The sequence below is a fragment of the uncultured Microbulbifer sp. genome, assembly GCF_913055755.1.
GTDB lineage: Bacteria > Pseudomonadota > Gammaproteobacteria > Pseudomonadales > Cellvibrionaceae > Microbulbifer.
Genome location: NZ_CAJXKH010000105.1, coordinates 1 through 12,642, shown reverse-complemented (window position 1 = coordinate 12,642; position 12,642 = coordinate 1). Strand labels below are relative to the sequence as shown.

Genomic DNA, 12,642 nt, shown 5'->3' with positions numbered 1-12,642 from the left:
GACACGCGGTAAACCCGTCCCTGGGGGCTCTGCACCGCCATCCATGGCGGTGAAGGTCTCGCAGACCGCCCCCGGTATCAGCGCCTTCGCCCAGAGCAATTTACCTGTGAACCGGTCTGAGGCTAGAGGCCCTGTTTGGGAAAATCAGCCAAGCTTCGCAAACACCCGGCGCGCGGCGGCGATGGTGTTGTCGATATCCTCTTCGCTGTGGGCCGCGGACATGAAACCTGCCTCGTAGGAGGCCGGCGCCAGGTAGACGCCCTCGTCCAGCATGCCGTGGAAGAAGCGGTTGAAGCGCTCGGTGTCGCAGGCCATCACCTGCTGGTAGTTGCTGACCTGCTCCGCATCGGTAAAGAAGAAGCCGAACATGCTGCCCACCTTGTTGGCGGTGAGCGGAATGCCGGCTTCTTTGGCCGCTGCCAGTACGCCCTCTACCAGGCGGTCGGTCTTGGCGGTGAGTTCTTCGTAGAGACCCGGTTGCTGGATCAGCTGCAGGGTTTCCAGGCCCGCCACCATCGCCATGGGGTTACCGGACAGGGTGCCTGCCTGGTAGATCGGTCCCAGCGGGGCAATCTGCTCCATGATTTCGCGCTTGCCGCCGAAGGCGCCCACCGGCATGCCGCCGCCGATCACCTTGCCGAGGGTGGTGAGGTCCGCCTCGATACCGTAATGGCCCTGAGCGCCGGTGAGGCTGACGCGGAAGCCGGTCATTACCTCGTCCAGGATCAACAGCGCGCCGGACTGGTCGCAGACTTCGCGCAGCGCTTCCAGAAAGCCGGGTACCGGCGGAATGCAGTTCATGTTGCCGGCCACCGGCTCGACGATGATGCAGGCGATCTGCTCGCCGATTTCCGCGAAGCACTTTTTCACACCCTCGATATCGTTGTAGGTGAGGGTGATGGTGTGGTCCGCCAGCGATGCCGGAACACCCGGGGAGGAGGGGACACCCATGGTCAGGGCGCCGGAGCCGGCCTTCACCAGCAGGGAGTCGGAGTGGCCGTGGTAGCAGCCCTCGAATTTGACGATCTTGTCGCGGCCGGTGTAGCCGCGGGCCAGGCGGATGGCGCTCATGGTGGCCTCGGTGCCGGAATTGACGAAGCGCACCAGGTCCATATTCGGCCACAGGCGGCACAGTTCTTCCGCCAGCTCGGTTTCCAGTTCGGTGGGAGCGCCGAAGCTGAGGCCGGACTGGGCCTGTTCCACTACCGCTTCGATTACATCCGGGTGGGCGTGGCCCAGCACCATCGGACCCCAGGACTGCACATAATCGATGTAGCGCTTTTCATCGGCATCATACAGGTAGGCGCCCTCGGCGCGCTCGATGAATACGGGGGTGCCGCCCACGGCGCGGAACGCGCGCACCGGGGAGTTGACGCCGCCGGGGATGAATCGCTGGGCTTCGGCAAAAAGGGTTTCGGACTTGCTCATAGAAATTCGGACACCGGATTGGGTGAATTTGGGGTGAAGGAGGGGTAAAAAACTGCGCGTATTATCTGCGCCCGCGGCGGTGCTCGCAAACCGCAGTGGGGCGCGCCCGCAGAGTGCGGGGGGAAAGCCCTGACAACCGAGTTGGGTCGGTTGGGCTGGATCAGTCTTTCTTGGTCCAGAAGAAACGGTTGGGCACCGGGCGCCCCATACCCAGGCGGCGGCTGTCGGCGATGGCGCTCCAGGTATATTGCTGGCTGCGGTTCACCGCTTCCAGAATGGTGAGGCCGTGGGCAATGTGGCAGGCAATGGCGGTGGTGAGGGTGCCACAGATGCCGTAGGCGGCGGGCGGCAACCGCTTCCACAGGAACTGGCGCATCAGGCCGCGGGTGTCGTAGAGGCGGTTCTCCAGCTCGCAGCTGGTAACCGGGACGCCGGTGAGCAGCAGGTAGCGGCAGCCACTTTCCAGTAGTTCCTGGGCCTGGGCGTCGTGCACATCCGCCTCTCCCGCCATGGCCCGTGCCTCGCGGCGATTCGGTGCCACCAGGGTGGCCAGTGGCAGCAGCATGTTGCACATGGCGCTCCACAGCGGCGGTGCCAGTAAGCTCTCCTTGTCCGCCAGGGTGGCGTCGGGGTCGATGATCAGGGGGATGTCGGGATAATCCCGCAGCACCGAGTGCAGTGCGCGCACATTTTCCACCGAGCCCAGATAGCCGATTTTGATCGCCGCCACCGGCATGTCTTCGAGCACCGCCCGCGCCTGTTCCACCAGCAGGCTTTCATCTACCGGTGCCACTCCGGAAAGCTCGCGGGTATCGCCGATGGTAATGGCGGTCACCACCGAAGCGCAGTGACAGCCCAGGCTGGCGGCTGTTTCGGTATCGGCGGCGATGCCGGCACTGCCACTGGGGTCGTGGTGGCTGATGGTCAGAACGATGGGTTGGCGTGTATCCATAAGCGGGTGTGGAGGGCGCGGATCCCGGTTGTCGATCGTTTCATTTTAGCCGCGAATCCACCGGCACCCGGTAGATAGACGCGCCCCGATTTGCCTGTGACCCCGGTAGTGCCGTCTCAGAACGGCTTGACCACCGCCAAAATCACGATCGCCAGCAGGGCGAGCACCGGCAGTTCATTGAATATGCGGAAGAAGCGCCCGCTTTTCGTCACCGTGCCTTTGGCAAACCTCTTCACGTAGGCGCCGCAGATATGGTGGTAGCCGATCAGCAGCACCACGATGGTCAGTTTGGCGTGCAGCCACGCGGCGGACTTGTAGTAGTCGGGGTTGAAGGTGATCAGCCAGACGCCGAAGACGATGGTGAGAATCATCGACGGCAGCGCGATCCCCCGGTACAGGCGACGCTCCATGATACAGAAGCGGTCCTTGCTGAGGGCATCGGTAGCGTCCACGTGATAGACGAACAGCCGCGGCAGGTAGAACAGTGCCGCAAACCAGCAGACCATGGAAATAATGTGGAAGGCTTTGACCCAGAGCATTGAGGCGTCCTTTTCCGGAATGGGTACCGGGTATAAATGGGTACCGGGTATAAATGGGTACCGGGATTGTTGTTGTCGATTGCGTCGGCCGAATATTATTGGCGGTAATAACTTTCTATATGCTGGGGCAGGATGATACCCGCCACATCACTGTCCAGTACACCGGGGTTGCCCTGGTCGTAATCGCGGCCGACATACAGCGCCCCGGCACCGGAACTCTCCAGTTGCTGTTGCGCTTCCAGCAAGGTTGCGCGCCAGCTCAGGGGGGCCAGTTCCAGGCGTTCGCCGGGCAGGCGCAGCAGGTCGATTTTCTCTTCGGGGTCCCGGCCAGGTTCGCGTTCTTCGGCGGTGGCAGAGGTGTCGCGGGGGCGCTGCAGGAAATTCGCCAGGTCTGCCGTGCGCAATAGCTGCGGTACCTGTCCCCCTCCCACCAGCAGCCAGGCGGGTTGCTGTTCGATCAGGCTTTCCGCCTGCGCCGGATCCAGTTTCTGTGGCGCCACCGCAATCGCTCTCTCCATCACACTGGTGACACCCACCCGGCTCAGCATCTGTGCGCGCCAGCTGGGGGTGCCGCTTTTTCCCAGTGCGCGCAGGGATTCCTGGTAAATGCCCTCGGTGGCAAACAGCTGGCGGCTGGTCAGTGTGGCAACCACGATGGTCATCATTGCCGGGAACAGTACGTTGGCGTTGTAGGTGAGTTCGAGAATCGCCAGCAGTGCCGCCAGCGGCGCATTCAGTAGTGCGCCCATCATGGCCGCCATGCCCACCATGGCATAGAGGCCGGGACTGCCAATGCCAAGCCAGTGGTTGGCCACATGGCCCGCGCCTCCGCCGACGCAGGCACCCAGCACCAGGCTGGGGCCGATCACACCGCCGGGGATCCCCAGCCCCGTGGCCAGCGCGGTGGCCGCCAGTTTTGCCACCACGATGACGGCCAGCGTGGCGAGCCCCAGCTGACCGAGAATGGCGAGTTCCAGAGTGTCGTAGCCGGTGCCGAGGATTTCCGGTACATAGACGGCAATGGTTCCGGTTACCAGACCGACAACCGCAAACCGCAGCAGCGGCGAGTGGCGCTGCTGCAGGGGGGACAGGTGGCGCTGGCTGACCACGAACAGGGAGGCGAGTGCACCGAGTATCAATGCGGTTACGAACAGAATCGGCAACTCCCCGAGGGATTCCATTTGTATTGGCGCCACGTTAAAAGCGACATGGTGGCCGAAGGCCAGCCGCGTTGCCACGCTGCCGCAGACCGCGGCGATAATCACTGGCAGAAAACCGGCCACCGTGTACTCCATCATCACCACTTCCATGGCGAAGATCACACCCGCGAGCGGTGTATTGAAGGACGCGGCAATGGCGGCGGCGACCCCGCAGCCGAGCATGGTGCGGCCGGAGTTATGCGGCAGTCGCAGGCGCTGCGCCACCCAGCTGCCACTGGCGGCACCCAGGTGTACTGCCGGCCCTTCACGACCGATGGACTGCCCGCTCAGCAGTGCCAGGCTGCCGGAGAAAAACTGCAGCAGTGCATTTTTCATCGGCATTTTGCCCTGGTGGTTGTGCAGGCGGTCGAGTACATGCACAACCCCGGTGGGGCGCCCGGAGGGGGCTGACCACTGGAACAGCAGTCCCAGAATCAGCGCGCCAGTGAGCGGCAGCAAGAATCGCCACAGGGGCGGCAGAGCCTCAAAATCTTCCAGCTGTGGCAGGTAGAAAATGGTCGGGCCTTCGCTCAGTTGGCGAAAGGCAACGATCACCACGCCGGCACAGATGCCGATGATCAGCGCCAGCAGAACCAGGAAAGGCAGCGCTTTCTGTGCGGCCAGCTTTAGCTGGAGGCGGTCGCGGACACTCGCTTTCCTGCGCTTCAACAGATCGGCTGGGCTGGGGGGGAACTGGGAAGGGCGCGGCACACTGGGTCCTTGTTGTCCGTTGGCTTGTGATAGAGTGCTCGGTTCAGTATACAGGGGTCGACTGACCAGTTGGCCGGTTGACGGTCGCACTTGCAAAATATCGGTGCGGCAGATGGAAGGAAGTAATCAGCGAGGATCGGGCGTGAGCGATATCAAGGCGGCAATCGTAGGTGGGACCGGGTACACAGGAGTGGAGCTTTTACGCCTGCTGGCGGACCACCCGCAGGTGGAGGTCACTGCGATTACCTCCCGTGCGGAAGCGGGGACGCCGGTATCGGAGCTCTTTCCCAGTCTGCGCGGGCACTACGATCTGAAGTTCAGCGAGCCGGATGTGGAACAGCTGGCGGCCTGTGATGTGGTATTTTTCGCCACGCCCCATGGTGTCGCCCAGGCCCAGGTGCCGGAACTGATCCGCCGCGGGGTGCGGGTGATCGACCTGTCCGCGGACTTCCGCATCAAGGATATCGCTACCTGGGAGCACTGGTATGGGCAAAAGCATGCCTGTCCCGAGCTGGCCCGGGAGGCGGTTTACGGGCTGCCGGAGGTCAACCGGACACAGATTGCCGGCGCCCAGCTGCTGGCTTGCCCGGGCTGTTACCCCACCGCGATCCAGCTGGGCTTTATTCCCTTGCTGGAAGCCGGGTTGATCGAAACCTCCGGGCTGGTTGCCAATGCCGCCAGCGGGGCCAGTGGCGCCGGTCGCCAGGGCAAGACCGACCTGCTGTTTGCCGAAAACAATGACAGTTTCCGCGCCTACGCCGCCGCCGGACACCGGCACCTGCCGGAAATCGAGCAGGGGCTCAGGCTGGCCAGTGGCGAAGGCGAGGTGCAGATGACCTTCGTGCCCCACCTGTTGCCCATGGTGCGGGGGATTCACGCCACTCTGTACGGCACGCTGAAGGGGGAGGCCACCCAGGAATCCCTGCAGTCGCTGTTCGAGCAGCGCTATGCCAGCGAGCCGTTTGTGGATGTAATGCCCGCGGGCAGCCATCCCCAGACCCGCAGCGTTAAAGGCACCAACCTGTGCCGGCTGGCGGTATACAAGCCACAGGATCGCAATACCGTGGTGGTACTCTCGGTCATCGACAACCTGGCCAAGGGGGCATCTGCGCAGGCGATCCAGAATCTGAACATCATGTTCGGCTTAAATGAGAACCAGGGGCTAGAGCGCCCCGCACTGCTGCCTTAGAATCGGGGCGGTGTTGGATTAAGCAAAATAGACGACAGCAGAGTTCATGGCGCGCAAAGTAAAAGGCAGCAAACAATATCGAATGAAGGTGGTTCCGCACCGCCCGTTTTTCGGCGCCTTCTCGGTGATGGGGGTGGCACTGCTGGTGCTGTCCACGAGTGCCGGGGCCTATTACGCTGGCCAATACCAGCTGCGCAAGGAGCTGGATCAGGAAACCCGCGAACACGATCAGGCAACCGAGCAGCTGGACAAGCTGCGCGCTGAGAACGAGGCGTTGCGGGTGCGTGCGGCCTCGGCGGAACAGTCGGTCACAATCAATCAACAGGCCGGAGAGTCCGTGCGCGCCGAGCTGGTGGCCAAGGACAACCAGATTGCCGAGCTGAAACAGGAAATATCCTTCTACCGCGGCATTATGGCGCCGGATGAGGGCAGCGACGGGGTTTCCATCGGCCGCTTCAGTATTTCCGAAACGTCCAACGCCGGCCGCTACCAGTACAAGCTGCTGGTGCAGCAGTCGGCCGCGCGTCACCAGGTGGTCACCGGTGATGTGCGTTTCACTATCTTTGGCCAGCTGAATGGCGTGGAGACCCGCTATGCGCTGGCGGACCTGTCCGAACAGGTCGAGAGCGAGCATATCCCGCTACGCTTTAAGTATTTTCAGAATATAGAGGGAGAGTTGCAGTTGCCCGAGGGGTTTGAGCCCGAGGGTGTGGAACTGTCACTCAAATCCAGCAAGCGCAAAGGGTTCAATATTGACCAGCGCTATGGCTGGCTGGTGCAGAAGACCTGAGGTCAGGGAATACCGGGGCCCGGACAAGGCCGTACAGGAGTGACCAGGCTCCGCTCAACTCACGAGGTTTTGGTTGAATTATGTTGAAGAAAAAAGAGAAAACTATGGCAAATACCGGTGGCAACAACACGACTCTTATTGCTCGCCACACCGAAGTGACCGGCGACCTGCACTTCCGCGGCAACCTGGTGATCGAAGGCCGGGTCAACGGTAATGTGTGCGCACACAGCGACAGCGATGCGCGCTTGCAGATTGTCGATGGCGGTGTGATCGAGGGTGAAATCCGCGTCCCCAACGTTGTGGTCAACGGCAATGTCAAAGGTGATGTCCACGCCAGTGGCCACCTGGAGCTGGCGTCCAAGGCGGTGGTAGAGGGCAATGTCCACTACAAGCTGATTGAAATGGTCAAGGGTGCGCAGGTCAACGGTTCCCTGGTGTCCAATGTGGAAATCGACACTGCCAGTGAGCCGCGCATGATCGGCTACTCTGAAACCGTGGAAGCGGACGCAGAGTAAGCATACGCTCTCGCGGGTGTTGATGGTGCCCGGCAGGCAGCACAATACTTGACCTGTTTGCTGGGTTTTACCCATAATGCGCCCGCAACCGTTGCCAGCGCCCCGCAGCCAATTCCGGCGCGCCACGCTGGCCACAAATTGGTATCGAGAGTCATTATGTCAGAAGCTGTTTCCTTTTCTCCCGCTCCGATCCAGGTGACGGAAAGCGCCGTTGCCAAGGTGAAGGCTCTGCTGGAAGAGGAAGGCAACCCGGACCTGAAACTCCGGGTGTTTGTCACCGGTGGCGGCTGCTCCGGTTTTCAGTACGGCTTTACCTTTGATGAGCTGGTCGCTGAAGATGACGCAGTGGTCGAGAAGGACGGTGTGGAAGTGCTGGTCGACGCCATGAGCTATCCTTACCTGGTGGGCGCCAGTGTGGATTACGAAGAGGGCCTTTCCGGTTCCCGCTTCGTGGTGCAGAACCCCAACGCCTCCTCTACCTGCGGCTGTGGTTCCTCCTTCTCCATCTGATCGCGCGGCCCGGCATCAGCGCGGGCCGTACTCCCCTTGCTTTCCCTTCCAGATTCAGTGACGGCGGCGTGCGCCTGGTTCCGGGCTGGCTGCTGTCATGCCGGGTAGATGGCGCCGAGGATCGATTCCCGGTCGGCGCCGGTAACCGCCGGGCAGTTGCCCGGGAGACCGCGAATGGTTTGCCGCGCCAGCCAGGCGAAGCCGGCTCCTTCCACCCAGTCCGCATCGACTCCGTAGTGATCTGTCGCCGCTACCGTCCAGGTTGGCAGGCGTCGCTGCAGGCGCTGCATCAGGTCCTTGTTGCGGGCGCCGCCGCCACACACCAGTAGCTCACCGCCGCGGGCAAATTCGTGCACACCATTGGCAATGCTGGCTGCCGTCACTTCCGCCAGGGTGGACTGGACGTCGGCAGGGGTTACATGCAGGCCGGCACAGGCGCGCTCCAGCCAGCTGGGATTGAAGGCTTCCCGGCCGGTACTTTTGGGGGGCGGCATGGAGAAAAACGGGTCCGCCAGCAGCCGGTGGAGCAATTCCGGGTTGGGCGCCCCGCTGGCGGCCCAGGCGCCGTCGGCGTCGTAGGGTTTGCCCAGGTGCAGTTTTATCCAGTAATCCAGCAGCGCATTGCCGGGGCCGGTGTCGTAACCGCGCACGCCGCCGGCGGCCGACAGTTCGGTGATGTTTGCCATACCGCCGATATTGACCACTGCACGATCGCGCTCGGTGCGGAATACCGCATTGTGGAACGCCGGCATCAGCGGCGCCCCCTGGCCTCCCAGGGCCATATCCCGGCGTCGAAAGTCGGCCACGGTGGTGATGCCGGTGTGTGCCGCAATGGTGTTGGGGTCGCCGATCTGCAGGGAAAAGGGGGTGGACACCGAACCCGGTGGGCGGTGGCGAATGGTCTGGCCGTGACTGCCAATGGCGGTCACCGCGGAGGGCTGTACGCCGGCCTGATCCAGCACCTGGAGGGTTGCCTGCGCAAACAGGGCGCCCAACTGGCGATCCAGTTGCCCTGCGCGGTCCAGCTCTGAGGGGCCGGGGGCGCAGAGTGCCAGGATGGCTTCGCGGACTTCGGCGGAGATGGGATAGCCGATGGCTGCGATGGTATGCAGCCCGGCAGTGGCTTCGTGCCCTGAAAATTCAACCAGCACCGCGTCGATGGAGTCGACGCTGGTGCCGGACATCAGGCCCACATAGAGCTCGGCCATGCAGATGACTCAGTTGACGGATTCGGTCTGGTCTTCGTGCTGAGCCAGTGCGGGTTGTTCGAAACGTTCCAGTTGCGCCATCACCGGCTGGGTCTGGGCGCGGAAACGGTCCATCTCCGAGGAGGGGACGGCCTTCGCCTTGGGCAGCTTGCGCACGATGGTCGCCGGATTGCGGTGATGCCCGTCGACGAGGAATTCGTAGTGCAGGTGCGGACCGGTGGCGTATCCGGTGGCGCCGACCTTGCCAATCACCTGGCGCTGCTTCACCCGCTGGCCGCGCTTCACCAGGCGCTTGCTCAGGTGCAGGTAGCGGGTGATGTAGCGCTCGCCATGCTGGATGAACACATAGTTGCCGTTGGGCTTGCTGTATCCGGCCTTGATCACCCGGCCATCACCTGCGGAATATACCGGGGTGCCGGTGGGCGCCGCATAGTCGGTGCCATTGTGCGGGCGACGGGTTTTGAACACCGGGTGCAGCCGGCGCGGGTTGAAGTGCGAACTGATGCGGGCGAAATCCACCGGTGTGCGGATAAACGCCTTGCGCATGCTCTTGCCTTCCGGGGTGTAGTAGTTGGTGTCCCCGTTGGCGTCGGTGTAGCGCACGGCGCTGAAGGTTTTGCCCTGGTTGGTGAAGGTGACCGCCTGAATCGGACCGTTGCCAATTTTCTCGCCGTCCAGGAACTCTTCGCCGAAGATGACGCTGAAGCTGTCGCCTTTGCGGATGTCCAGGGCAAAGTCGATATCAGAGCCAAAGATGTCGGCCATTTCCATGATCAGGTTGTTGCTCAGACCGGCCTTGCTGCCGGCCACGAACAGAGAGCTCTCGATTTCGGCCTGGCGGTACGCGGTATAGGTATCGGGCTGGCGCTGGTGCAGTGCGTACTTGTACTGATCCGAGCTGTCGCGGCTGAACTCCACCTTGCTCAGGCGGTCGCGGTGCAGCTCCAGGCTCTGCAGGTTGCCGTCGCCGTCCACCTCGAAGGTCAGTTCCTCTCCGGGGGTGAGCTTGGCCAGTTGCTTCGCTTCCTTGCCGCTGGAGAGCAGCTGGTACATCTCGCTGCTGTTGATGCCCGCGCGTTGGAACAGGTCGGAAAGGGTGTCGCCATTGCGAACTTTTTCCTGGATTACCCGCCGTCCAACTGCAGGGTCGGCTTCGCTGTCAGCTGCCGCAGCGGTGGCTTCGGGCTGTGCCGCAGGCGCGCTCAACGCGGACTCCGGCAGGCTCAGGGAGACTTCCAGACTGGTGCGTTTGGCTTCCACTTCCGGCGGTGATACGAAGAAGGTCAGCGCCAGGGCGAAACTGGCTGCGCCGGCAGCGAGAGCGTGGGTGCGCGGGAAATGCTTGCCCAGGGCGCCCAGCAGGCGTGGGTTCTTGCGTTGATTTTGCATGGTCTTAAACAGGGGTAGCGCTGACAGTGATTGTTATCGGGTTCGGGCAATTGTGCCTAAAAAACGAACACCGGCGCAAGTTTTTAACAAAATTCCCGCCGTGGTCCACGGGGTAATTGACCTGTCCTTCCATGATTCAGTTCCTCTGTCCGACGCAATTCTGCCGCTCGCCGCGCTGTGCCGGGATGCTGGTCCGGACGCCGCGGCGCGCTTGTATTTGCTGCAGGATTCGGTACATTTGCAGCCCAATTTTTCGCCGCCGGGCAGTGCCTGCCGGGCGGATTCCATGAGCACACCTGAATTTACCGCAAGGGGACACAATGGCCGGAGTGGATGCGACACTGCTGGAAGATCTCACGCGCCGCGGGTTGGTCAATCAGACCACTGGCGACGGCGAACTGGAACAGCATCTGGCGGAAAGTCGCACCCTCTATTGCGGCTTTGATCCCACTGCGGATTCCCTTCACATAGGGAGTCTAGTCCCGCTGCTGACTCTCAAGAGGTTTCAGGCGGCAGGACATAAGCCGATTGCGCTGGTTGGCGGCGCAACCGGCCTGATTGGCGACCCTTCCTTCAAAGCGCAGGAGCGTTCCCTGAATACTCCGGAGGTGGTTTCCGGCTGGGTGGAGAAGATCAAGGCCCAGGTCAGTGCTTTTGTTGATTTCGACGCAGTTGATAATGCCGCCCTGGTGGTCAACAACCTGGACTGGACCAGGGATCTCAACGTCCTCGACTTCCTGCGGGATGTGGGCAAGCATTTCTCGGTCAACAACATGGTGAACAAGGAGTCCGTGAAGCAGCGGATTCAGCGTGAGGGCGAGGGCATCTCCTTTACCGAGTTCACCTATATCCTGCTGCAGTCCATGGACTTCTCGGAGCTGTACCAACGCCACGCATGTACCCTGCAGATCGGCGGTTCCGATCAATGGGGCAATATTACCGGTGGTGTGGATCTCACCCGTCGCCAGCACCGCGGCAAGGTGTTCGGCCTGACGCTGCCGCTGGTGACCAAGGCGGACGGTACCAAGTTCGGCAAGACCGAGAGTGGCACCATCTGGCTTGACCCCAAGCGCACCTCGCCCTACGCGTTCTACCAGTTCTGGCTGAACAGCGCCGACGCGGATGTGTACAAATTTCTGCGCTACTTTACTTTCCTCAGCGTCGATGAAATTGAGCAGATCGAGGCGGCAGATCGCGAGCGCGCGGGCCGTCCGGAGGCCCAGGGTATCCTGGCGAAAGAGGTAACCCGCCTGGTACACGGCGAAGAGGGGTTGGTTGCCGCAGAGCGCATTTCCCAGGCGCTGTTTTCCGGTGACAGTACCGACCTCTCCGTGGATGACCTCGAGCAGCTGCGCCTGGACGGGCTGCCGAGCTCCGACCTGCCGGCAGATTTCGGTGAGCTGAGCCTGATCCACCTGCTGGTGGAGGCGGGGATGGCTCCTTCCGGGAAACCGGTGAAAGATGCTCTGGGTCGCAATGCGGTGATCGTCAATGGCGCCGCCGTGGGTATGGATAGCAACAGTGATCCGGCCGCGGTTTTTAATAGCGAAAATGCATTGCACGGGCGCTTCTTTATCGTGCGTCTGGGTAAAAAGAAATATCACCTGTTTTGCCGGTAAGTCTGCTCGATTTTTGAGCTAGATTAAGTGTGAAAGAACTTTTTTACACTATTGTCATAAAAGCGCTTGCGCAGCCCCGGCGGGGCCCGTATAGTTCGCGCCCTCGCTGCTTGAGCGGCAACGCAAAAGGCGGCGAGGAGGCAGGATAAGCTGTTGATTTCCAAGGGTTTTTTCCTTGAAAAAGAAATTCAAAAAGCGCTTGCCAAGGTCGAAGAGGTCGCTATAATGCGCGCCACTTCAACGGGTCGCCAAGGCGGTTGAGTTGAGGTTTCGGTGGGGCTGCTGGCAGTCCCTCGGGTTTGAAAATCCAGTGCTTTCGGAGCCGGTTTTCAAGCCTGAAAAAAGCTCTCAAAAAGAGCTTGCCAAGCGAGAGAGGCTCGATATAATGCGCGCCCTTCTCGAGGTCACCGAGAGGGTGATCGAGGGGCCGGAAGGCGTTGATTTACAACGGTTTCGGAACTTCAAGAAAGTCTGCGAAAGCGCTTGCTAAAGCAGACTGGATGTGTAGAATACGCGTCCCACAGTGAGGGCCTGGCGCCACACTGAGTTGTTTAAAAATTCGATCAAGCAATATGTGTGGGTGCTTGCGGAGT

11 protein-coding genes are annotated in these 12,642 nt (G+C 61.6%); 5 read left to right on the top strand and 6 right to left on the bottom strand.

Going from position 1 to position 12,642, the window contains the following annotated elements:
- Positions 1 to 144: 144 nt before the first annotated feature.
- From hemL to QZ511_RS14565, 4 genes are all read right to left on the bottom strand, one after another.
- Entirely contained in the window at positions 145 to 1,428 is a 1,284-nt protein-coding gene (gene hemL / locus QZ511_RS14580) for a glutamate-1-semialdehyde 2,1-aminomutase (RefSeq protein ID WP_295803420.1), read from the bottom strand.
- 160 nt (positions 1,429 to 1,588) lie between these two features.
- Positions 1,589 to 2,380: a hydroxymethylpyrimidine/phosphomethylpyrimidine kinase gene (locus tag QZ511_RS14575; protein WP_295803419.1), complete on the bottom strand. Its 792-nt coding sequence runs from the start codon at positions 2,378 to 2,380 to the stop codon at positions 1,589 to 1,591.
- Positions 2,381 to 2,496: 116 nt separating this feature from the next.
- Positions 2,497 to 2,919 carry a protoporphyrinogen oxidase HemJ gene (gene hemJ / locus QZ511_RS14570; protein WP_295803418.1) on the bottom strand — a complete coding sequence of 141 codons (423 nt, stop codon included), beginning with the start codon at positions 2,917 to 2,919 and terminating at the stop codon, positions 2,497 to 2,499.
- 95 nt (positions 2,920 to 3,014) lie between these two features.
- Entirely contained in the window at positions 3,015 to 4,787 is a 1,773-nt protein-coding gene (locus QZ511_RS14565) for a chloride channel protein (protein ID WP_295803417.1), read from the bottom strand.
- 184 nt (positions 4,788 to 4,971) lie between these two features.
- Here QZ511_RS14565 and argC point away from each other — a divergent pair, with 184 nt between their 5' ends.
- The 4 genes from argC (at position 4,972) to erpA (ending at position 7,833) form a co-directional block, all read left to right on the top strand.
- Positions 4,972 to 6,018, top strand: coding sequence for an N-acetyl-gamma-glutamyl-phosphate reductase (argC, locus tag QZ511_RS14560; protein ID WP_295803416.1), 1,047 nt, complete (start codon positions 4,972 to 4,974; stop codon positions 6,016 to 6,018).
- 46 nt (positions 6,019 to 6,064) lie between these two features.
- Complete coding sequence (locus QZ511_RS14555; protein ID WP_295803415.1) at positions 6,065 to 6,808, top strand: DUF6776 family protein; 744 nt, start codon at positions 6,065 to 6,067, stop codon at positions 6,806 to 6,808.
- Positions 6,809 to 6,912: 104 nt separating this feature from the next.
- A complete protein-coding gene (locus tag QZ511_RS14550) occupies positions 6,913 to 7,323 on the top strand; it encodes a polymer-forming cytoskeletal protein (protein ID WP_295803414.1) in 411 nt (136 codons plus the stop codon).
- Positions 7,324 to 7,479: 156 nt separating this feature from the next.
- On the top strand, positions 7,480 to 7,833 hold the full coding sequence (erpA, locus tag QZ511_RS14545) for an iron-sulfur cluster insertion protein ErpA (RefSeq protein ID WP_295803413.1): 354 nt from the start codon (positions 7,480 to 7,482) through the stop codon (positions 7,831 to 7,833).
- A 95-nt stretch (positions 7,834 to 7,928) separates the two neighbouring features.
- On the opposite strand, the gene QZ511_RS14540 is transcribed toward erpA, so the two are convergent.
- Both QZ511_RS14540 and QZ511_RS14535 read right to left on the bottom strand, forming a co-directional pair.
- Positions 7,929 to 9,041 (bottom strand): anhydro-N-acetylmuramic acid kinase, encoded by a 1,113-nt coding sequence (locus tag QZ511_RS14540; RefSeq protein ID WP_295803412.1) that lies wholly within the window; start codon positions 9,039 to 9,041, stop codon positions 7,929 to 7,931.
- A gap of 9 nt (positions 9,042 to 9,050) precedes the next feature.
- Entirely contained in the window at positions 9,051 to 10,430 is a 1,380-nt protein-coding gene (locus tag QZ511_RS14535) for a peptidoglycan DD-metalloendopeptidase family protein (RefSeq protein ID WP_295803411.1), read from the bottom strand.
- A gap of 320 nt (positions 10,431 to 10,750) precedes the next feature.
- Between QZ511_RS14535 and tyrS the strand changes: the two genes are divergently transcribed.
- Complete coding sequence (tyrS, locus tag QZ511_RS14530; protein ID WP_295803410.1) at positions 10,751 to 12,049, top strand: tyrosine--tRNA ligase; 1,299 nt, start codon at positions 10,751 to 10,753, stop codon at positions 12,047 to 12,049.
- Positions 12,050 to 12,642: the final 593 nt, after the last annotated feature.

Excerpts from the sequence above, each read along its gene's own strand:
- QZ511_RS14540 (WP_295803412.1), bottom strand. The coding sequence starts at position 9,041 with ATGGCCGAGCTCTATGTGGGCCTGATGTCCGGCACCAGCGTCGACTCC.
- QZ511_RS14535 (WP_295803411.1), bottom strand. The coding sequence starts at position 10,430 with ATGCAAAATCAACGCAAGAACCCACGCCTGCTGGGCGCCCTGGGCAAG.
- QZ511_RS14555 (WP_295803415.1), top strand. The coding sequence starts at position 6,065 with ATGGCGCGCAAAGTAAAAGGCAGCAAACAATATCGAATGAAGGTGGTT.
- tyrS (WP_295803410.1), top strand. The coding sequence starts at position 10,751 with ATGGCCGGAGTGGATGCGACACTGCTGGAAGATCTCACGCGCCGCGGG.
- QZ511_RS14575 (WP_295803419.1), bottom strand. The coding sequence starts at position 2,380 with ATGGATACACGCCAACCCATCGTTCTGACCATCAGCCACCACGACCCC.
- QZ511_RS14550 (WP_295803414.1), top strand. The coding sequence starts at position 6,913 with ATGGCAAATACCGGTGGCAACAACACGACTCTTATTGCTCGCCACACC.
- hemJ (WP_295803418.1), bottom strand. The coding sequence starts at position 2,919 with ATGCTCTGGGTCAAAGCCTTCCACATTATTTCCATGGTCTGCTGGTTT.
- erpA (WP_295803413.1), top strand. The coding sequence starts at position 7,480 with ATGTCAGAAGCTGTTTCCTTTTCTCCCGCTCCGATCCAGGTGACGGAA.
- hemL (WP_295803420.1), bottom strand. The coding sequence starts at position 1,428 with ATGAGCAAGTCCGAAACCCTTTTTGCCGAAGCCCAGCGATTCATCCCC.